This window comes from Bacillus sp. CH_48 (genome assembly GCF_038008465.1).
Classification (GTDB): Bacteria; Bacillota; Bacilli; order Bacillales; family Bacillaceae_G; genus Bacillus_A; species Bacillus_A thuringiensis_S.
Window position 1 is genome coordinate 4,672,284 of the sequence record NZ_JBBOZF010000001.1, and the last position, 22,990, is coordinate 4,695,273.

The following is a 22,990-nucleotide window of genomic DNA, read 5'->3' on the forward strand; positions in this document are numbered from 1 at the left end:
TCTATCCCTTGTTTCTCCAGAGACCATTTCATTTACTTGAAGTGGTTTTTATTTTTTTCTAAAAAAGGAGAATACAGATGGAGACAGTAAGTAAAGTGTTAGAACAAATCAATCACTATGTGTGGGGACTACCAACGTTGTTGTTACTCGTTGGTACTGGTATCATTCTCACAGTGCGTTTAAAAGGTTTACAGTTTAGTAAACTATTATACGCTCACAAACTAGCTTTTAAAAAATCAGAAGATACATCTTCTTCTGGAGATATTAGCCACTTCCAAGCGCTTATGACAGCTATGGCGGCAACGATTGGTATGGGAAATATCGCTGGTGTTGCAACAGCTGTGACAATCGGTGGTCCCGGTGCAATCTTTTGGATGTGGATTACTGCTTTGTTCGGGATGGCAACAAAGTATGCCGAAGCAATTCTTGCGGTGAAATACCGTGTTAGTAATGAAAATGGCGAATATTCGGGTGGACCAATGTACTATTTAGAACGTGGTTTAGGAAAGAAATGGCTTGCTGTTTTATTCGCCATATTCGGTACAACTGCTTCTTTCGGTATCGGTAATATGGTGCAATCTAACTCAGTTGCAGAGGCAATGCGAATTAATTTCTCTTTCCCCCCTGCTCTAACTGGTATATTGATGTCGTTTTTAATCGCTATTGTTATTTTAGGCGGAGTTAAAAAAATCGGGAAAGTGACAGGATATATCGTTCCTATTAAAGCTTTCTTTTATATCATTGCTGGCCTTATTATTATTTTCTATCACTACGATCAAATTCCAGAAGCATTTTCACTTATTTTTTCTGGTGCATTTACTGGTACTGCAGCTGCTGGTGGTTTTATCGGAACAACAGTTGCATCAGCTATTCAAATCGGAATGGCGCGCGGTGTATTTGCGAACGAGGCTGGTTTAGGGAGTGCCCCTATTGCCGCGGCGGCTGCAAAAACAGATTCACCTGCAAAGCAAGCATTAGTTTCTATGACCGGTACTTTTCTAGATACGTTTATTGTATGTACAATTACAGGACTTGTATTAATTACAACAGGTGCATGGAAATCAGGTAAAACTGGCGTTGAAGCTACAACACTTGCATTCCAATCTGTATTCGGTACTGCTGGTAGTATGATTCTCGGTATCGCAATTATTTTATTTGCCTACTCTACTATTTTAGGCTGGTCGTATTATGGAGAAAAATGTGTAGCTTATTTATTCGGAGAAAGTGCTGTTAAATATTATAAAGCAATCTTTATCATCATGATTGCTATTGGTGCGAATTTAAAATTAGGCATCGTATGGACATTTGCGGATATTGCAAATGGACTTATGGCAATTCCAAACTTAATTGGTCTAATTGGATTAAGTAGTATTGTTGTCGCTGAAACGAATCGCTTTTTACAAGCAGAGAAATTAAAAGAAAGTCATAAAAAACAGGCAAGTTAATCAATAATAAAGGAATGACTCATACATAATGAGCATTCCTTTTTTTGTTTTCTTACTCAGTAAATATCATTAAAAATATATTTATATCAATCTTTCCCTTTTTTATTCCACTAAAAGTTTTTCACATAAATGACATAAATCGTATGGTCTAACTATATAGTTGAAAAGGAATGCGACATTAAGCGTCGCTGAAAAACTTATCCAAGAAAAGGGAGGAAAAATCTTTTGAAAAACAAAATCATTGTTTTCCTATCTGTTTTATCATTTATTATTGGTGGTTTCTTCTTTAACACGAATACTTCAAGCGCTGAAACATCATCTACTGATTACGTTCCTAACCAATTAATCGTTAAGTTCAAGCAAAATGCATCTTTAAGTAACGTGCAATCTTTTCATAAATCTGTCGGAGCTAATGTCTTATCTAAAGATGATAAGTTAGGTTTTGAAGTCGTTCAATTTTCGAAAGGTACTGTAAAAGAAAAAATAAAGAGTTATAAAAATAATCCAGATGTAGAATATGCAGAACCGAATTATTACGTTCACGCCTTTTGGACTCCGAACGACCCATATTTTAAAAATCAATATGGATTGCAAAAGATTCAAGCTCCACAAGCTTGGGATAGCCAACGAAGTGATCCTGGTGTAAAAGTAGCTATTATTGATACAGGAGTTCAAGGCTCACACCCTGATTTGGCTTCGAAAGTAATTTACGGGCATGATTATGTTGATAACGACAATACATCTGATGATGGTAATGGTCATGGTACACATTGCGCTGGAATTACTGGAGCCCTTACGAATAACAGTGTCGGAATTGCTGGTGTTGCCCCACAAACTTCAATTTATGCTGTCCGCGTATTAGATAATCAAGGAAGTGGTACACTTGATGCTGTAGCGCAAGGTATTCGAGAAGCTGCTGATTCGGGAGCAAAAGTAATTAGTTTAAGTTTAGGAGCTCCAAATGGTGGTACTGCATTACAACAAGCCGTTCAATATGCATGGAATAAAGGCTCTGTTATAGTTGCAGCTGCTGGAAATGCTGGAAATACAAAAGCTAATTACCCTGCTTATTACAGCGAAGTAATTGCAGTTGCTTCTACAGATCAAGCAGATAAGAAATCTTCATTTTCTACTTATGGTAGCTGGGTAGATGTTGCAGCACCAGGTTCAAATATATACTCCACTTATAAAGGAAGCTCGTATCAATCATTAAGTGGTACTTCTATGGCAACACCTCATGTTGCAGGAGTCGCTGCTCTTTTAGCAAATCAAGGATATAGCAATACACAAATTCGCCAAATTATTGAGTCAACTTCTGATAAAATTAGTGGTACAGGTACGTACTGGAAAAATGGTAGAGTCAATGCATTTAAGGCTGTACAATACGCTAAGCAATTACAAGAAAATAAAGCTTCTTAAGAAAACTTTAATCAGTCGATCTACCATGAATGCGGAATAAAATAGAAGGAGAGACTTCTATAATTAAAGCCTCTCCTTCTTACAAACTATATTACTCTCCCTGCTTTTTAACCATATGTAAATACAGTACAAAATCCATCATTGTCGACGAATGACCAAGTTGACGAATCATCGCTGTTATATTTCCTCTATGATATGTACCATGATTTACGACATGTTGTACTAACTCTAAAATTGAAGTTTCTAATGCCCCTGCATATGGGTTCTCAATAACAAATACAGCATTCACGTCTTGTATTGTAATTAAAAAGTCTTTATATTGATTTGCCATGTTTTCAAACATTTTTTCTAATTCATGTAACGATTTAGTTTCAATTTGTTTTCGTAAATCTTCTCGGTCTTGTATTGCTTCATTCATACTTTTACCATGCAATATGTGTAACCACACTTGATCTGTAATATAAATATGCACAAAAGTATCCTTAATGGATGGGAATACACTCTGTATCTGCTCATTAAAAATTGTCTCATAGTTTGGTAACTCTTTTAATCGATTGAATAATCTAGTATTAGCCCAAGCATGGTAATCACACTGTTTTAATATATAATCTTTCAATTTATATTACCTCCTTATTGTATGAAACGAATGGTTTGTTTCTTCATTTCCGATTCTCTATCAGCCTTTGCAATCCCTTTTCCTTTCATTTCATGTTTATTTATCGTTTTATATTTTACATACGTATGAAATTCCGTTTGAAATGGAAATGGTGTAATCCGAATTGTTTCCTCGTCCACCCATTCAGCTTGAATAAGTTTCTCCTCCTTACTATTAAACATTTCTGTTCCTTCAAAACCATCTTTAAATAAATCAATTTCATCTTTCTTTTTTACACCAGGCTTATTCATACATACGTATAAAGAAAGTTCATCACAAAACTTTAATAATCTATAATATTTATCAAACATCGCAAACTGTTCCTTTGTTAACGTTTTCAAAATTCTTTTTTGTCGTTCTAATTCATGTTTATAAAATGACATCATCTCTTCATCTTCCTCGTTTAGTGGAAATGATAAAAAATGTTTACTGCAAAGCAATGCCCCGTATGGATTAGAATTTTCAATTTCATTCAAACCAATCGTATAAAAAACAAAACGTAATGGGCTTGGACAATCCATAAATGTATATGGAATATTTTTAGCATCATTCAAAATTGGTACTTTATCAAGCTCTATCCATCCTCTGTCATGCTCATATATTGCATCAACTGTTTCTTTTAAATATGTTTTACCTTCAAAAAAGTCCTCTTTTATATGCTTTGCAATCTCTCCAGCTAAAAAACCATGATCATGTTGACGAATTAATATACTTTCCTTCTCATTTTTTTCACGAAAAATCATTCCTATACTCCCCCTCATCCTCATACTTAAGCTTTTTATATGCATCGATTCTTAATTAATCCCTAAATAATAGAAGGGATTCAGTCTCTTGCAACGAAATTAACATAATTATATAGTATTCTTTCTAATCATAGTGATAGCTTTATCTTTACTATCTATTATACTAAAACATTCATTCCAAAAATTTTTTTATGAGGTGAAAACATGAACAAAACAGAATTAATTAAAAACGTAGCACAATCAGCTGATATTTCTCAAAAGGACGCTTCTGCAGCTGTACAATCCGTATTTGACACAATTGCTAACGCATTACAATCTGGCGATAAAGTTCAATTAATCGGATTTGGAACTTTTGAAGTGCGCGAAAGATCTGCTCGTACAGGACGTAATCCGCAAACTGGCGAAGAAATTCAAATCGCAGCTGGTAAAGTTCCTGCATTTAAAGCAGGTAAAGAATTAAAAGAAGCTGTTAAATAAACAAGAAACCAGCCATTTTATAGGCTGGTTTCTTGTTTTCATTTAAGCAATTGCTTTATATTCTCTGCATGGTACACTTCACAAATATAAAATACACATTTGCAGTTACTTACAATTTGATACTTTCTAGTTGGATACACATTCGCTGTAACAGAACATCCATCAAACAATTCGATAATATTTCCAGATGGCTGATATCCTTCATATAATACGTTTCTTCTTACTTCCATCTTTTCTATAAGCTTTTCAACAGGAATATTTCCACTCTCTAATTCACTCTTTATTGCGTCCGGTAAAAACGAAGTGTCTGCAAAAATTAGATTTTCAGATAAAACCTTACCTTTATAACTAACATTAGATACACGGTAAAGAAATGTTCCATCTTTATCAAAGAAATTCTTTGCTTCTTTCGGAATGTACTGTCTACCAAGTGCCTCTTGTTCAAGAACATCAAACTGAACTGTATCATTTAAAAGCTTTTCTAAAGCGTGAATGGATGATGTATCTCCAGAAAATAAAATATTTTTAATTGCTTGTATATTATAAGTGAATTCATTCTTTCTATTTTCCGCCACTAACATGAGGAACACCTCTTCTATAATTTTTTATTTAAGATTTAAAAGTGCTACCGCGTCTAATTGCGTAATTTCAGTCACTTCCTTACTGAATATTGCAACAGAAGCCATATAATCTAAACTAGGCCTTACATCTTCCATCATTGTATTATTTGCCAACTCTTGCTTATCCTTAAAAACTAACAATCTTGGAGGATTATTTGGAGCTGATACTGTAATATGTACTGGTGGAATCATTAGTCCTTCACCTGTCGCTTTCAACACCGCTTCTTTTCGAGTCCAATATGTTAAAAAACCTTCTATTTTCTGTTCATTTGGCAGTTTCATAACTTGTGCTATTTCAATCTCTGTTAATACACCTTCTGCCATTTTCATAACATCTACATTTGGATTCATTTGTTCTACATCTATGCCAACAGGTGCAGATTTTGTAAATGCAACGACAACCCACTCACCTGAATGCGAAACAGATAATTGCGGCATACCTTCTGGTAATTGTGGTCTTCCATGCTGCAATTTACATACGGAACACATTCGATCAATTGGTACTTGGACTGGTGACATAGAAAGTATCTTGCCGAGAACTAATCTACTAATTACGCAACCTATTATAAAACGAGCTCGATCTGCCGAATGATGATACGAATTTGCTTTCTCTCGCTCTATATTATTTAGTAAATTGTAATGCCATGATTGTAAATCTGAAATTCTTGCCCACCATATTTGACAATCATTCTCATTCAAAGTTGGAATAGAATCTACAACTTTACTTTCTATCATGTAAACTCTCCTTTATTCAACGAATATCAATTTTCATAAAAAAGCATACGTATATTGTTACTCATTGACAAGTACTTTCTCTTTTTCTGATACTGATAATGTTTTTTCTTTCTTCTTTGACATTACCTCTTTATCGGAAATACGTAAAGAAAATAGTAGTGCTATAAGCAAAAATATTGCTGATCCAATTAATGCTGCTTGATATGGTAAAAAATCGGATTGAACGTTATTACTTCCAAAACCAGCTAGTATACTAGCTAAAACAGCTACTCCTATTGCTGAACCTAATCGATTTTGCACATTGAATATAGTAGTCGCTCTCCCCATAGAAGGCGGCGTGATATTGTTAAAGGCAGAAAATTGAACCGCACCGACAGATTGACCTAAGAAAATACCAATGCCAAACAATAATGCCCGGATTTGCCACGGATTCGTATCGTGATTTACAAAACTCAATAAAACAAATATAACCGCCGTACATATTAATCCAATAGAAATTACCTTTCGAGCTCCTAATTTCTTATATGACCATGGCACAATTTGTGAAGAAATCATTAATCCAATCGCCTCTGGAAATGTCGTAAGTCCTGATTCTAGCGCGGAAACTCCTATCACATTTTGATACATAAGTGGAAAAACAAATAACATTCCTAATAAACCAGCTGATGAAAATAATGATATAATGCTCATCTTTCTAAATACTGGTTCTTTTAATAAGCGTAAATCTAACATCGGTTGCTTTACTTTCAGTTCTACGATTATAAACAACGCAATGAATACAAGCCCAGCTACCCCGGTACTCATAATTTCTGGAGAAATCCACCCTTTTGATGGTCCCTGGCTGAGTGCATATATGAGCATCGCAAATCCTGGTGCTGATAAAATAAAGCCAAGAGAATCAAAGCGACCAGCTGATTTTTCAACATGCTCTGCTAAAAATAGAAGTCCAAATAGCAATGCAACGATTCCAAACGGTACATTAATATAAAATGCCCAACGCCAAGACATTTGATCTACAAAGAAACCACCGATGATAGGCCCAACTGCTGGCGCTACAGCAATTGGAAGTACAATGAACCGGGAAATCTTCGGTCTTTCCTTTGGTGAAAATGTTCGAAATAACATCGCCATTCCGACCGGTGTTAAAAGCCCTCCACCAGCACCTTGAATGATACGAAAAATATTCAATGAAGTAATATCGTTAGCCATTCCGCATAAAGCAGAAGCGATTGTAAATACGAAAAGAGCAATTAAAAATACTCTTTTCGTCCCAAAACGATCTCCTAACCAACCAGAAATCGGAAGGAAAACAGCTAAACTAACTAAATACCCAACATTAACCGTCCCCATTGCAGATGCAGGTACTTGTAGTTCTCTACTTATCGTTTGCAGTGCTACATTTACAATCGTTGCGTCCATCGCAGCCATAAACATCGCAGTTATATACACGATACTTACAACTACTTTTGGATTTAGTTTTGCTTTCATTATCGTTTTCCTGCTAATGTTTTTTCGCGAACTTGATTACTTTTCGGATTCAAATCTTTCCAGTTATATTCAACATATTCTAAGCAGCTCTGCCTACTAGCTTCTTCATATACGACATTCCAGCCAATAGGTACATCGAGAAAAGCAGGCCAGAGAGAATACTGGCCCTCCTCATTTATTAATACTTTATATGTGTAATTATCATTTTCAAATGGATTCGTCATACTCTACTTACCCCTTTCTTATTCTGCAAATATTTCGCTAATACTTGTCCAATTTCCGTGAGTGGACCTGGCTGACATAGATCTTTATGTCTACAATCAATATCGTGCTGCACAATTTGCCCGTCTAAATAATTTAGCCACGTATTTGGAGAAATAGGATCAAACCAATCTGGTATAACAGTAGATCTAAAGAATAAGATATCTCCGTTATAAACTTTCGGTACATACTTCCCTAACAACCCTACTGAATTTACATATGTTTCTTTCAAATTCAATATAGTCTCTTCTTCAAGACTTGCTAATGCACTTCCATCTTTACGAAGGATTTCAACTGCACTTTCCATTGTAAGTGGTTTACCATCCATGTTATCTGGGTCATATCCGCCTAAAGCAAGTAATGCTATTAACGCTTCCTCTTCAGTAGGCGCTTCCGTATTCGGTAAGAAGTGTCCAGGATAAGAATCAAGCATAACGAGTAATTCTACTTCTTCCCCTCCATTTTGTAGTTGCGCCGCCATTGCATGCACAACATTTCCTCCAAGCGACCAGCCTAGTAAACGATATGGTCCATGAGGCTGTACTTCACGAACGTGTTTCAAGTAATCCGCCGCCATCTCCTCTAAAGTTTTTGGAAGTTCTTCATTTTTAGCAATACCACGTGCTTGTACACCATAGATTGGATAATCTGTTCCTAAAGATTTCATAAGTCCTGCATAGCACCAACTTAATCCACCTGCTGGATGTACACAAAATAGTGGTAATTGATCCCCGCTTGCTCGTAATGGAAGCAACACATCAAGTGCACTTTGACCATTCCCCATCTCAAGTCTTTCAGCTAACCCTGCAACAGTCGGTGCTGCAAATAAAGTGCCAATGTTTAGTTCCACTCCAAGCGCCTCTTTAATGCGGCTCATAAGCTGTACTGCAAGGAGTGAATGCCCACCAAGATCAAAAAATCCGTCATCAATTCCAATTTGAGGTACACTTAGCACTTCTGTAAACAAGTCACATAACATTTCTTCTTGCGGTGTTCTTGGACCACGACTAGAAGATGATGCGATAAATTCTGGAGCTGGCAATGCCTTTCTATCTAATTTACCGTTTGGAGTTAAAGGTAACTCATTTACTACTACAAAAGCGTATGGAACCATATAATCTGGTAAACTACCACTAGCAAACTGACGCATTTCATTCGTATCAATCTCTTCATCATTTGATGCGACGATATAAGAAACTAACCGTTTATCCCCTGGTTGATCTTCCCGTACAATAACGGCTACTTGCTCAACTTTAGGGTGCTTCATTATGACTGCTTCTATTTCTCCTAATTCAATTCGGAATCCACGAATTTTTATTTGATGATCTGCACGTCCTATATAATCTAGCGTCCCATCTTTACGCCAGCGAGCTAAGTCTCCTGTACGATACATTCTTGTACCTGGCTTGCCAAATGGATCTGCGATAAAGCGTTCTGCCGTTAATCCTGCTCTTCCTAAATATCCACGCGCAAGCCCTGCACCTGCAACATACATTTCTCCAACTACTCCAGGTGGCACTGGTTGTAAATAGTTGTCTAACACATACACTTTAAGGTCAGGTATACTGCACCCAATTAAACTATTTGCTCGTAAAGAGACGATAGTTTCATCTAATTCAATATAACTAACATGCACTGTCGTCTCCGTAATACCGTACATATTAATAAGCTTTGGTGCATTATGAGGATGTCGACTATACCAATCTTCTAAGCGACTTAGCTCAAGTGCTTCTCCTCCAAAAACAACATATCGTAAAGATAATTTTTGGCCAATCTCTTCATTTTCACGATCTGCTTGCATCAATTGATAGAACGCTGATGGAGTTTGATTTAAAACCGTAACCTTTTCTTTAACAAGAAGCTGTAAAAATTCTTTCGGCGAGCGACTTACAGTATGTGGCACTACAACTAAACGCCCTCCGTATAATAAAGGTCCCCAAATTTCCCAAACCGAGAAATCAAAAGCGTATGAATGGAACATCGTCCAAACATCGTTTCCGTCAAACTGGAACCAATGATCAGTTGCCCCTAAAAGTCTTACTACATTTTGATGAGGTATCATAACGCCTTTCGGTCTACCCGTTGAGCCTGATGTATAAATAACGTAAGCAATATGTGATGGAGATAATGGCTTAATTCGTTCCACTTCATCAATATTGTCTTCACTATATTTCTCAACTTCTGCTATTACTTTCACATCATCAACTAAAACTTTTAGTGCCTCGTCACATTCAATTTCCACTTCTGAATTCGTTAAAACACATGATGGTTTCGCATCGTGTAGCATAAATGAAATACGATCTGCTGGGTAATCTGGATCTAACGGAAGGTATCCAGCACCCGCTTTAAGAACAGCTAATAAGCTTACCACCATGTTTAATGATCTTGGCATCGCTAAAGCAACGAGTTGATCAGGACCAATCCCTTTTGCTATTAGGAATCGAGCTATTTTATTTGCTTTTCTATTTAACTCTTCATAAGTTAATTTCTTATCTTCAAAGACAACAGCAATAGAATTTGGATTTATATGAGACTGTTTTTCAAATAATTGTGGCAATGTCATTTCTGGTGCAATTTGAAAACCACCATTCCACTTTTCTAATACTGTATTTTTCTCTGCTAAAGTTAATATTTCTAATCTGCCAATGGATTGATCCGGATTTGTCGCCGCATCATCTAATAACAAAATGAATCGTTCTATTAGTTTTTGAACCGTTTCACGTTTATATAAATCGGTACTAAACTCTAGTAATCCATGTAAACCGTTCGGAGTACCATCATCCCCGTTACTCTCACTAATTTCAAATGTTAAATCAAATTTTGCAGAACCGACGCTTTGAATTTCAAGGCTCGCTTCTAAACCTGGTACATGAAACGTTGCTTCTGGTGTATTTTGAAAAGCTAACATAACCTGAAACAACGGGTGGCTGTTTCGAGTACGTACTGGATTTAACACTTCAACAAGCCTTTCAAATGGAACATCTTGATTTTCATAAGCTGCAAGATTTACCTGCTTCACTCTATTTAATAATTCTTTAAAACTTGGATCTCCTGAAGTATTTGTACGTAACACTAATGTATTTACAAATAAACCAACAATATCTGAAAGTACATCATCATTTCTTCCAGCAATGGGACTTCCAATTGGTATATCAGTGCCTGCACCTAATCTTGTAAATAGTGCACTAAGCCCTGCTTGTAACACCATAAACAAACTAACTCCATTTTTACGTGCAAGCTCTACTAACCTACTATGCATACCTTCATCTATATGAAAATGAATTGTTTCCCCGCGGTAACTCGTCTCAATTGGACGCTGGAAATCTGTAGGTAACTCCATTTGATCTGGTAAACCTTTAAGTTCTTCTTTCCAAAAATCTAATTGTGTTGAAATAAGACTCTCTGGTGTCGTTTCATCACCTAGCAATTGTTGTTGCCAAAGTGCATAATCTGCGTATTGAACTGGAAGTGTCTCCAGCTGAACTCTGTCACCTTGACATCGTGCTTTATACGCCGCTGTAAAATCTCTCGTTAACGGCTGTAATGACCAGCCATCACCTACAATATGATGTAATAAAATTAATAATACATGTTCGTTTTCACTCACTGTAAAAAGTTGCAAACGAACTGCCGGCTCAATATCGAGGTTAAAACTATATCTTACCGCCTCTGAAAGTACACTTTCTAATTCATCTTTACATGTTTTTGTTATAATCATTTCTAGATTTAAGTTTTCCATATCTAAAATTTTCTGATAGGAACTACCTAATACGTTAGGGAAAATTGTTCTAAGTGTTTCATGTTTCTCAACTACATCATAAAAAGCACCTTGTAATGCTTCCTCATTCAATATTCCATTCATACGAATGACTAGCGGAATATTATAAGTGGGACTTGGACCTTCTAAACAATTTAAGAACCATAACCTGCGCTGTGCAAATGAAAGTGGAACTTCATTTGGCCTACTTGCTTTCTGAATAGCTGGTCTTGCACTTTTTGCATGGTTTAATTGTTTCGCCAGTTCGGCAACAGTTGGTGATTCAAATAGTTTCCCGATACCTAATTCCACACTTAACGTTTCACGAATTCTTGCCATTAAACGAGATGCAAGAAGGGAATGTCCACCCATTTCAAAGAAATTATCATCAATACTAATTCGAGAAACACCAAGTACTTCTGCAAATAAATCACATAATATTTCTTCTTTCGGATTTCTAGCAACCCTCTCATTGTTCATTCCATTAAAATTAGGCGCAGGTAATTTCTTTCTGTCAACCTTACCATTTGGCGTTAATGGTAATTCTTCTAGCACAACAAATGCCGATGGTATCATATAATTCGCTAAACTTTCTGAAACATAAGAACGAATTTCTGAAAGATTAATCGGTTCCTTTTCTTCTGCAATGATATATGCAATGATGCGTTTATCATTTGGACGATCTTCTCGTACCATTACTACCGCTTGTTGAATATTTTCATGTCGTTGTAATACCGTTTCAATTTCAGCTAATTCAATTCGGAATCCACGAATTTTAATTTGATGATCTGCGCGACTAATGTACTCTAACGCACCATCACTACGCCATTTCACAAGATCTCCTGTACGGTACATGCGCTTCCCTGATTCTCCATAAGGATTTGCAACAAACCGTTCAGCTGTTAACTCAGGTTTTCCTAAATATCCGCTTGCAAGTCCTTCCCCTGCAATATATAATTCACCAATAACTCCAGGTGGAACTGGTTGTAACCCTGCATCCAATACATACACTTCTGTATTGGAAATTGGCTTTCCAATAGGAGGTATACCCTTTTCACTTTCATCAATGTTCATGAAAGTAGACCAAATCGTCGTTTCAGTTGGTCCATATAAATTAGTTATTGAGCAACCTAATTCTTTTAATTTATTTGCTAAATGCGCTGGAAGAGCTTCACCACCAACAAGTATGTTTAGCCCTTGTAGCTTCTCTGGATAATCAGTTACTAACGCCTGCCAAAGCGTCGGTGTAGCCTGCATAACGGTCACTCTTTCTTCTTGTAAAAGTGTCGTTAATGCAGAAGGCTCTTGTATGTCTTCTTTTTGCGCAATTGTTAAACTTGCACCACTAATAAGAGGTAAATAAATTTCTAGAGCAGAAATATCAAACGCAAAAGTTGTAACTGCTAATAAATGATCATTTTCATTTAACGAAAACTTTTGTTGCATAGCCATTAAAAAGTTACTTAAACCTCTCATAGGAACAATTACACCTTTTGGGTTTCCTGTTGAGCCTGAAGTATATATTGTATAGGCTGGGTTTAAAAGTAATACATCATTCTTACATGCTATATTCATACGAGAATATGTATGTAACGCTAGTTTCGTTTCTTCGCCATCTAATACAATTTTTTTCATACCATTTTCTATAACTAACTTAGATGAAACAGATGAATGTGTTATGATACAAACTGGTTTTGCATCATCTACTATATAATTAACTCTTTCTGCTGGGTATTCTGGATCTATTGGTAAATATGCTGCACCAGCCTTTAAGACTGCTAGCATACTAACTACCATTTCTATTGATCTAGGGAATACTAAAGCTACAAACTGATTTGGTCGTATTCCTTCTTCTACTAAATAATGTGCTAGTTCATTCGCTCGTTCATTTAGCTCTTTATACGTAAGGTTTATACCGTCACAAGTAATCGCTAGTTTATTTGGATTTTTTTGCACTTGTTTTTCAAATGATATAGGTAGACTGATTAACTCATCATCTTCCTTCGTTTCATTCCATTCCAATAAAACCTTATGATTTTCTTCAGGCAGAGTAATATTTATTTTTCCAATCGACTCGTTTTTCTCATAATTCTTTATTACTAATTCAAATAGATTCATAAATCTTTCTTTATGCAATGCTAGCTCCGCGCCATTATATACTTCGGGATTCGCATCAAAATGAATCATTAGCTCATTTTGATCAAAACGTTTATATACATTTATCGATAAATCATCTACAGGTCCTGCTGATAAGTTATGCGTAATACCACGATTTCCAGCAAAATTAAGCCCGTAATCAAAAGGCATAACATTCACTAACGGTCCAAACAACCTTTGATTTTCACCTAGTAACTTTAAGTCTCTTCTTAATTCCTCGTGACGGTATTTATGATGACGACGTACATCTCGGATTTCTTTAGAAACTTGCTGCAATAATTCCGCAAGAGTTATATTTGGAGTTACAGTGAGACGCAGTGGTACTAAATTCATTACCATACTTGGTGTATGAATAGATACAGAACCTAGACGCCCCATCATCGGTAAACCTAAAACAATATCATTTTCACCTGTTAATTTATGCATATAAATACTTGTTACAGCGACAATGAATTCCGGCCAACTTGTTAACGAAATATTGATATCTTCTAGTAAAGTTTTCGTGCTAGAACTAGATAAATAAGCTGTTTCTCGTGAAAATCCATTTGATGTTCTCGGTGCTCGTTCTGCCAAGCTTACAACTTCTGGTTCATCAGCAAACTTTTCTAACCAAAAAGTACGATCTTCCTGAAATTGTTTAGACTCACGATACTCAATATCTTCTTGTACAACTTTTGTAAGAGAACCAAATGGCTTTTCATTCTTGTTTGTTTCTTCTATAAGTGATGTATACTCATTCGCTACCTTTTGGCTAAGAAGTGAAAATCCATAGCCATCCATCACAATGTGATGGATGCGCTGATACCAAAAGAAACGATTATTTTCAACTTGAATAAGTGCTTCCGTAAATAAAATATCTTTTTTCAAATCGACGGGCATAGATAAATCATTTTTCATCCATACTTTAGCAGCTTCTTCAGGGTTTTCTTCTTTACGAACGTCAATAAAATGCATATAAAACTGTGATTCTTCAATAACTTGCCATGGGCCAATTTCATCCTCTTCGAAGCGAACATGAAGTGCTTCTGCTTCTATTACAACTTTACGTACAGCTAATTCGAAAATTTCTTGATGAATATTTCCGTTTATTTCTACATATTCCCCAGTATTATAAATTGGGTTAAGCGGATCTAATTGTTGCGCAAACCACATACCAGACTGCGCAGATGATAACGAATGACGAATCTTTTGACTGTTAGGCATTCTTTACTACCCCTTTATTATGTAGTCTATTTGTTACAGCACCTGTGCTGTTTGTGAAGATAGTAAACTGTACCAACCTGCAACAGTTGGATGTTCTGCTAAATCTGCAAAAGTGATTTCTTTCCCTTCACGACGCCACTTCTCTACTAAACTCATAATTCTGACCGAATCAAGTCCTCTATTTAATAAGTCCTCATCAAAATCAATACTTTCTATTGGCTCACGAAGTAGTTGTGCAACTAGTTCATGCACTTCCTGTATAGTGATTCCTTCACTCTCATCACCTTTTACACTTTGCAAATCGTTTAACAGTAGGTTTGTTGATGTCGTTACTGCACATCTATTAGATGCATACTCCAATGCTTGTTTATGATGCTCTAGTGAAAAATCAGCAACTGCATCTGCTACAAAGAAGGGCTCTATACCATCCATAAATGCTTCACAAGCTGTTAAAAGACAGCCAATATGCGCATAAATACCGCAAATAATAAGTTGATCTCTTCCTTGTTCATTTAAAATTTCTAATAGATTTGTCTTTTTAAATGCACTATATCTCCATTTTGTTAGGAATATATCATCTTCATCAGGAGTAAGTTCATCAACAATTTTCTTTTTATCCGGTCCAGCAGGAATACCGTCACCCCAAAAGTCTTGTAATAAACCTCGTTGTTCTAACGTTTGCCCACCAGGTTGTGCTGTATAAACAACTGGTATACCAAGTTCCTTACATTTTTCTCTTATCATTTTAATATTTGAAATAAGTTCTACTTTTGGTGATTCTTTATCGCTATATGCATCAAGAAAATATTCTTGCATGTCATGAATTAAAAGTACTGCACGTTTCGGATCTGGTGTCCAATTCACTTTATTTTTTGGTAGTTCTGATTCAATTGGCATTTTATATACTGAAATAGATGGGATAGCCATCTAATCACTTCCTTCCGGTTTTTATTATTGTTTTACTGTAATAAGTTTTTCAGCAATGACTTTACGTAGTTCTTTTTTGCTGACTTTTCCGACTCCTGTTTGCGGGAATGATTCAATAAATTCAATTCGATCTGGAATTTTATAAGCCGCTATACCACGTTCTCTTAAAAACATTTTTAATTCACTTACAGTTGGAACTTGTCCGCGAGCTATAACAAAAGCACAGGTGCGTTCACCTAAATAATCGTCAGGCATAGATACAATTGCTACGTCATGAACCGCATCGTGTGCTAATAGATGATTTTCAACTTCTTCCGCAGCAACTTTCTCACCACCACGGTTAATTTGATCTTTATCTCTTCCTTCTACAATGATGTATCCTTGTTCATTTACTTTTACAAGATCTCCTGTGCGATAAAATCCATCCTTTGTAAATGATCGTGCATTATGCTCTTCGGCTTTATAGTAACCACGAATTGTATATGGACCTCGTGTTAATAAACTACCTACTTCGCCAGGTTTTACATCGTTGTCATTTTCATCAACAACTCGTACTTCATCGTGTGCAGACATTGGTCTACCTTGTGTATGAATAATAATTTCTTCCGGATCGTCTAATCTTGTATAGTTCACTAATCCTTCCGCCATACCGAATACTTGCTGTAACGTACATCCAAATGTAGGGCGTATACGTTTTGCAACCTCAGCACTAAACTTAGCACCACCTACTTGAATAACCTCTAGGCTCGATAAATCGGCATTACGAGAAAATGCAGCATCAAGCCAAATCATTGCTAATGGCGGAACGAGCGCTGTAATTGTAACTTTTTCTTCTTCGATAAGAGCAAATGCCTCATCTGGGCTACCACCAGTTGCCAATACCACTTTTCCACCCGCATAGAAAGTTCCAAATGTTCCTGGAGAACTCATTGGATAATTGTGTGCTACTGGAAGAACTGTCATATAGACGCTTTCTGCATTCAAATTACAAATTTCAGCGCTAACACGTAAACTATAAATATAGTCATCATGTGTTCTAGGAATTAATTTAGAAAGACCTGTTGTCCCTCCTGATAATTGGAGAAATGCAACATCACTGGGCTGAACTTCTGGCAATGAGATAGGATCCATATACAGATCATTTATGTTCACAAACTCTTCCTCTTCTCCCACTACAATTACATGTTGTAAAGTTGGCACTTTCTCTTTCACTTCTCTTGCTAGTTTTCGATAATCAAAACCGAGGGCCTTATCTGAAATAACGTAAGCGCTCGCCTCACCAAACTCACAAAAATAACTAATTTCACTACTTCGATGTGAAGGCAGTGCAAAGACAGGAAGCGCTCCAATTCGAAATAGTGCAAAACATATTTCGAAAAACTCGATAATGTTAGGTAACTGGATTACAACTCTGTCCTCTTTCTTTATTCCTAAATTCAGTAAACCTGCTGCTAAACGATCTACCTTTTTATCAAGTTCACTGTACGTTACATGCGTCTTACCGCTTACAACCGCGATTTGATCTCCATATTTCTCAGCTCGCTCTCTTAACACTCCTCCAAATGTTTCACCAAGCCAACATCCTGCTTCTCGATAACGATCGGCAAATTCTTTTGGCCATTCTGTATAACCTACTAGCATTCTTTCTTCCCCCTATTTTTCATTAAGTGAACTATCTCTTAACCCTAAAGCTTTTAGCATTGTTTGGAACTTAGCTGATGTTTCTGCTAACTCATCTTCTGGTTTTGACTCAGCAACAACTCCAGCTCCTGCATATAAACGAAGTGTATTTTCTTGTACTTCAGCACAACGAATTGTAACAATCCATTCTCCATCTCCATTTAAATCGCTCCATCCTAGCATTCCTGTAAAGAACTCGCGGTCAAATGGCTCAATATGCTGTATAGCCTCTCTTGCTTTTTCCATCGGAGTTCCGCAAACTGCTGGCGTAGGATGAAGGGCAATTGCTAATTGTAAAGAAGAAGTATTTGGATCCTTAAGTTCACCTTTCACTTCTGTAGACAAATGCCACATCGCTTCACTATGAATAACTGATGGCTTTTCTGGAACATGTAATGTATGACAATACGGACGAAGTGCAGCGGCAACCGCTTCAACTACTACCGCATGTTCATGTAAATCTTTTGGCGAAGAAAGTAATTCCTCTGCTCTTCTTTTATCTTCTACTGGGTCCTCACTACGTGGCCTTGAACCAGCTAACGGGTTAGAAATAACTTGCATACCATTACGTGAAACAAGTAATTCAGGGCTTGCTCCAATTAGCGTCTTACTGTTCTCTTTTTCATCTTTCGGTAAATTTACAGCAAATGTATAACCATGCTTATTATGCTCTGCTAATTCTCGCAAAAGTTTTTGCTTATCAATCTTTTCGGAAGATTTAACATCTAACGATCTAGATAGAACGATTTTCTTCAAATCACCGTCCTGTATTTTTTTAATTCCTTGCTTCACACCATTCATATAAACTTCAGGTTCTGGTACTGGCGTCATTTCAAATGTTACGTTCTCATTTGTTTCAAGCTGATTGGTTGTATCCAATTGTAAACGCTCAGAAATTCTACTATATTCTGGTACGATAAGTTGGACTTCTTTTCTACGATCAAATGGCAAAGCACCCATAACAATAGGATTTGGATTTCCAGCTTGTTTCGCATTACTTAATGTCGCTTGCACAAGCTCTGGGAAACTTTCAATTTCACGATGCTTTACTGTAGTAAACTCTCCTTCTGCTAATATCGTTCGAGTTGGTGAAGCAAAAAAGAACGAAGATTCAGTCTTATAATCTTCTAAAAGTTTTTCTGACAATTCCTTTACAGCTGTATGTTCACTCATAATATAATAACCTCCTGAATTTTTATTAAACTCCTAACGTAGCACCGCCATCGACACATAAATTGTGCATTGTAATATGACTTGCTCTATCTGAAGCTAAAAATAACACTGCTTCAGCAACTTCTGAAGGTTGTGCAATTTTTTGTAATGGAATTCCGAGTCTATATGTATTTTGAGAACCAGCAATTATATTTTTAGCTCCATTCTCATCAGCCCATAGTAATCTTTGCATCTCAGTTTCAGTAGAACCTGGAGAAACTAAGTTGCAGCGTATATTGTATGCTGCAAGCTCTAATCCTAAACACTTCATAAACATCGTTGTTGCAGCCTTTGACGCAGCATACGCAGCCATCTCCATTCTCGGCGTATTTGCCGCATTTGAACCGACTGTAACAATTGCCCCTGATTTTCTTAACATCATATTTTTACTTACCGCTCGGGACATATTGAAAACCCCTGTAGTATTTACAGAGAATGTTTTATTCCAATCTTCATCACTTAACGAATGAATTGCTCCCATACGTAAAACCCCTGCAACGTTTACTAAAATATCTATTGGCGCTATTTCATTTGCAATATGATTTACAATGTCTTCAACAGCAGTGCTATCACTCACATCTAAACGAAACGTTTTCATACGTGTTTTATTTAATTCATTTTGATTTAAGAGTACATTTAACCCCTCTTCATTTTGATCAACCGCAATAACTGTGGCTCCTCTTTCTAAAAACATTTCGGCAACGACACTGCCTATGCCTTGTGCTGCACCTGTTACTAAAACTGTTTTCCCATCAAATTCCCCTAAGTTCATTTTCTCTATCCTTTCACATAAACATTAATTTCATTAAGTAACACTAATAATAATGATATTGATTTTCATTATCATCAGCGTTGTAAAAAATAATACACTTACTAAACTAATTGGTCAAGTGCGCATTACTTTAAAATCTATTTTATTGATAATGTTTTTCATTTACTATCTTACACCTAAATGATAATGTTTCTCAATAAACTTGTCAATCTTTTTTTATTTTTCAGATAAAGCATTTTAATGTTTCTTAATAAAATCATATGTAAACGCATTAAAAGTACTTATATTATAAATAAAATTCAAACTTCTCTTTTTAAAATTGAAGAAGATAAACTAGAGCTACGTTCATTTACAACGCTTTATGAAAAACTCAAGTATATATTTTCTCAATATTTTTCTGAAAACAAATCTTGCAAATACTAATGAATGTCTTCTTTATTATTTAAGATTTAATATATATTTTGAATGCGATGTATTAATTTATTATATTCCAATATAATCCAAATAAGTACTTCACTCACTTTTACATCTATAAAAATCCAAAAAGTAATTTAACCTTGTTAAAATAACTCATAAAAAAAGCATCCTAATTAATAGAATAGGATGCTTTTTCGTAATCATAGTGTTATAGAAGATTTATATACTTATGCTACGCTGCGATACTCTTCTTCTTGTTCTTTTTTATGTTTAGGTGCTTGAATTAAAATTGCGATAATGAATGACACGACACATAATACACCAATCACCATGAACGTTGGTTTGAATCCACCCAGAAGTGCACCGATAAAGGAACCTGCAAGCGCCCCAAATCCAAATCCTTGATACACAATTCCATAGTTCTTACTATGGTTTTTCATACCGAAGAAATCACCAACAATAGCTGGGAAAATAGTGATATTTCCACCAAAGCAAAACGCTACACTTGCTACACATACGAAGTAAATACCATAATTTAAATCTACAAAACTTAGAACTAAAACTGAACTCGCCATAACAACAAAAGTACCAGTAACGATTTTTAAACGACCAATTTTATCCGATAACGGTCCTAAAATAATACGACCTAATGTATTAAAGATTGCAACCATAGCCACCGCATTAGCTGCTGTTGCTGCGCTAAGTCCCACAAGTTGAACACCAATGTCTTTTACCATACCAATTAAGTATAAGCCACTCATACATGATGTAAATAACATTATAAATAATAAGTATACTTGTTTTGTGCCTAACATTTCTTTCGTTGTGTATTCCTTAGTTTTTGTTTCATGAACTGCTCCTTGATCTGCGGCTTGATGGATTAAACAAGCACCAATTACAATCATAGCTGTAACAATTAAACCCCAGTATATAAATGCTTGCGATACACCAACTGATTCAATCAACTGTGCGTTAACATATTTAAAAATTAAGCTACCTGAACCATATGCAGAGACAGAAATACCAGCAATTAAACCTTTACGCTCCGGAAACCACTTTATTAAATTTGATAGTGAAGTGATATATGCTGTACCATCTGCATAACCTACAACAACTCCTGCTAGTACATAAAGCAATATTAATGAGGACGCTTGTGAACTAAGTATTAATCCTAGTCCTAATGCTAATCCAGCTATCATAATAAGTTTACGAAGTCCCCATTTTTCTTGCAATTTACTCGCAAATAAAGTTGAAAATGCTAAAGAAAGACTAGTAATTGAGAAAGTTATCGCAACAGCGTTAAGACTCCAACCATATTTACTAACTAAAGGCTGATTGAATAAACTCCATGTATATATCGTTCCAAGCCCCATCTGTACTATAACTGTGCCAAGAACAACAAACCATGGATTAACAGTTGATTTTTTCATACCTTTCCGCCTCCTCTTTCTATTTCAATGCTATTCGCTAAATTTACTTTTTTTATGTTCATTTTGGTCACCTCTTTTGATTTAACACCTTCATTGTATAAGATGTTTCCGCCTATGTAAGCACTTACAAGATAGAGCGTCAAAAACATGGAATCAGTTACAGAAAACGAAGGACGAAATACAAAAAACTACTGATTAAATACATAAGTAGCTTTTATAATGTTTAGCTTCAATACAACTTACAACTGTTTTATCATCTTCTTTTATAAAAATTATGTCTCATGTTATACAATTGCTAAATTAAAATTTCCCTTTACAAGTAGAAAAAATTTTTATACTTCGATGTACCTTATTTTTTATAAAATCACAAATTTTTTTCCAATAAATAAAACTAAATATTCACTAATATATCTATCCGTGGTTTAATATATATAATAAAAAATATTTCTGTCTTTAAGGAGGTACTATGAAAGCAAACGTAGGGGATACTATACTTTTTCAACGAAACAATTTAAAGATTACAGGATCTGTACTAAAACTTTATACTGAATCGGTCTTAGTTGAAATTACAAATGTAAGCGGTGGTACTTTTGAATTTGATCGAACAATTGTAAATCATAAAAACTATAAAGTTTTAAATACAAATACATAAAACAATACAAAATAGCCCCTGCTCAACAGCAGGGGCTATTTTATATAAAAATATTTCACTAGTTTATATACCCTAAAACATTAACAATCTTACTCGCTTTTAAATTGTTAATATGATAATAAATTTCTAAACCTCTTCTCTCTGCTCGTAACACTTTACCCTTCATTTTTGATAAATGTTGTGAAACAGTAGATTGCGGAATATTCAGTAACTCTGTTAATTGTGTTACATTACAAGTTTTTCTCGTACTTAATTCATTTACAATTTGCAGGCGGATTGGATGCGCCATAATTTTTAAAATATCTACATCTTCTTCTGAAACTAAAGTTTTTCTCATTTCACTCGTATATGTTGTCATAAGACATTCCCCTTTTATATGAATTCCATATTCATAAGATCTATTTCCAAATTTTTTAAAACCCTTGATTAAAACTTTCATATAGAAATAAAAGGATTTTAAATTTTTGAAAACAGAACTTACATTCACTTTATTTATTTATTTGGTACATATACATAATACAATGTTAATATGTGCTCTATGTGAAGTTCGCATAAATTTGTGATGAAGATTTATTTAGCCACTCGCATCCTACTCATCTAATTACCCACTGCATAAAATCATCAGTTATTTTAACACATTTTAGGCGTTTGTATATACTATTTATAAAACAACTTTTATAAAGGGGAATTCATATGCCTACAGCGTTACAAGAAGAAGTCGAAGAAGCACGGGAAACATATGTCAGTCGTATCATCTTAGTTGGAGGATCCGCTTTATTTTTAGTAGGCGGAGTTATCTCGGCAATTTCAGCCTTTAAAACTTATAATCGTTTAGAGAATACGCCGCCTTCTACAGATAATTCATAGATATTTTATAAAATAAAACGTCGTCTCCAATGAAGAGACGACGTTTTATTATTCATACATATGACACTAAAAG

Annotated in this window: 18 protein-coding genes; 5 read left to right on the forward strand and 13 right to left on the reverse strand. The window is 35.5% G+C overall.

The window, feature by feature from the left end; all coding sequences use genetic code 11:
• The first annotated feature begins 77 nt into the window (after positions 1-77).
• Positions 78-1,445, forward strand: a complete 1,368-nt coding sequence (locus N2V92_RS23545) for an alanine/glycine:cation symporter family protein (RefSeq protein ID WP_016077761.1) — start codon at positions 78-80, stop codon at positions 1,443-1,445.
• 225 nt (positions 1,446-1,670) lie between these two features.
• Positions 1,671-2,864, forward strand: a complete 1,194-nt coding sequence (locus N2V92_RS23550) for a S8 family peptidase (RefSeq protein ID WP_000790929.1) — start codon at positions 1,671-1,673, stop codon at positions 2,862-2,864.
• A gap of 91 nt (positions 2,865-2,955) precedes the next feature.
• On the opposite strand, the gene N2V92_RS23555 is transcribed toward N2V92_RS23550, so the two are convergent.
• On the reverse strand, positions 2,956-3,480 hold the full coding sequence (locus N2V92_RS23555; protein WP_000656265.1) for a DinB family protein: 525 nt from the start codon (positions 3,478-3,480) through the stop codon (positions 2,956-2,958).
• A 14-nt stretch (positions 3,481-3,494) separates the two neighbouring features.
• Positions 3,495-4,262 (reverse strand): DUF3891 family protein, encoded by a 768-nt coding sequence (locus N2V92_RS23560; RefSeq protein WP_000577287.1) that lies wholly within the window; start codon positions 4,260-4,262, stop codon positions 3,495-3,497.
• Positions 4,263-4,466: 204 nt separating this feature from the next.
• On the opposite strand from N2V92_RS23560, the gene N2V92_RS23565 reads away from it, so the two are divergent.
• A complete protein-coding gene (locus N2V92_RS23565; protein WP_001043905.1) occupies positions 4,467-4,739 on the forward strand; it encodes an HU family DNA-binding protein in 273 nt (90 codons plus the stop codon).
• A 38-nt stretch (positions 4,740-4,777) separates the two neighbouring features.
• Here N2V92_RS23565 and N2V92_RS23570 read toward each other — a convergent pair whose 3' ends face one another.
• From N2V92_RS23570 to N2V92_RS23615, 10 genes are all read right to left on the reverse strand, one after another.
• A complete protein-coding gene (locus N2V92_RS23570) occupies positions 4,778-5,320 on the reverse strand; it encodes a hypothetical protein (protein WP_000959120.1) in 543 nt (180 codons plus the stop codon).
• A 24-nt stretch (positions 5,321-5,344) separates the two neighbouring features.
• A complete protein-coding gene (sfp, locus tag N2V92_RS23575) occupies positions 5,345-6,094 on the reverse strand; it encodes a 4'-phosphopantetheinyl transferase Sfp (protein WP_000573015.1) in 750 nt (249 codons plus the stop codon).
• A 57-nt stretch (positions 6,095-6,151) separates the two neighbouring features.
• The gene (locus N2V92_RS23580) at positions 6,152-7,582 is read right to left on the reverse strand and encodes an MDR family MFS transporter (protein ID WP_000644938.1); all 1,431 of its coding nucleotides are present in this window, start codon (positions 7,580-7,582) and stop codon (positions 6,152-6,154) included.
• On the reverse strand, positions 7,582-7,806 hold the full coding sequence (locus N2V92_RS23585) for an MbtH family protein (protein ID WP_000184057.1): 225 nt from the start codon (positions 7,804-7,806) through the stop codon (positions 7,582-7,584). Before N2V92_RS23585 ends, N2V92_RS23580 begins: the two co-directional genes overlap by 1 nt.
• Positions 7,803-14,960, reverse strand: a complete 7,158-nt coding sequence (locus tag N2V92_RS23590; protein WP_001133919.1) for an amino acid adenylation domain-containing protein — start codon at positions 14,958-14,960, stop codon at positions 7,803-7,805. The genes N2V92_RS23585 and N2V92_RS23590 overlap by 4 nt, the downstream gene beginning before the upstream one ends.
• A gap of 33 nt (positions 14,961-14,993) precedes the next feature.
• Positions 14,994-15,887, reverse strand: coding sequence for an isochorismatase family protein (locus tag N2V92_RS23595; protein ID WP_001007261.1), 894 nt, complete (start codon positions 15,885-15,887; stop codon positions 14,994-14,996).
• 24 nt (positions 15,888-15,911) lie between these two features.
• Entirely contained in the window at positions 15,912-17,528 is a 1,617-nt protein-coding gene (locus tag N2V92_RS23600; RefSeq protein WP_042597969.1) for a (2,3-dihydroxybenzoyl)adenylate synthase, read from the reverse strand.
• A 12-nt stretch (positions 17,529-17,540) separates the two neighbouring features.
• On the reverse strand, positions 17,541-18,740 hold the full coding sequence (dhbC, locus tag N2V92_RS23605; RefSeq protein WP_001289294.1) for an isochorismate synthase DhbC: 1,200 nt from the start codon (positions 18,738-18,740) through the stop codon (positions 17,541-17,543).
• Positions 18,741-18,765: 25 nt separating this feature from the next.
• Positions 18,766-19,551, reverse strand: coding sequence for a 2,3-dihydro-2,3-dihydroxybenzoate dehydrogenase (dhbA, locus tag N2V92_RS23610; RefSeq protein WP_001048419.1), 786 nt, complete (start codon positions 19,549-19,551; stop codon positions 18,766-18,768).
• A gap of 644 nt (positions 19,552-20,195) precedes the next feature.
• Entirely contained in the window at positions 20,196-21,398 is a 1,203-nt protein-coding gene (locus N2V92_RS23615; protein ID WP_000750108.1) for an L-lactate MFS transporter, read from the reverse strand.
• A 466-nt stretch (positions 21,399-21,864) separates the two neighbouring features.
• On the opposite strand from N2V92_RS23615, the gene N2V92_RS23620 reads away from it, so the two are divergent.
• Complete coding sequence (locus N2V92_RS23620) at positions 21,865-22,050, forward strand: YkvS family protein (RefSeq protein WP_000646793.1); 186 nt, start codon at positions 21,865-21,867, stop codon at positions 22,048-22,050.
• A gap of 58 nt (positions 22,051-22,108) precedes the next feature.
• Here N2V92_RS23620 and N2V92_RS23625 read toward each other — a convergent pair whose 3' ends face one another.
• A complete protein-coding gene (locus N2V92_RS23625; RefSeq protein WP_000214801.1) occupies positions 22,109-22,408 on the reverse strand; it encodes an ArsR/SmtB family transcription factor in 300 nt (99 codons plus the stop codon).
• 335 nt (positions 22,409-22,743) lie between these two features.
• On the opposite strand from N2V92_RS23625, the gene N2V92_RS23630 reads away from it, so the two are divergent.
• Positions 22,744-22,917: a hypothetical protein gene (locus N2V92_RS23630; RefSeq protein WP_001141667.1), complete on the forward strand. Its 174-nt coding sequence runs from the start codon at positions 22,744-22,746 to the stop codon at positions 22,915-22,917.
• Positions 22,918-22,990: the final 73 nt, after the last annotated feature.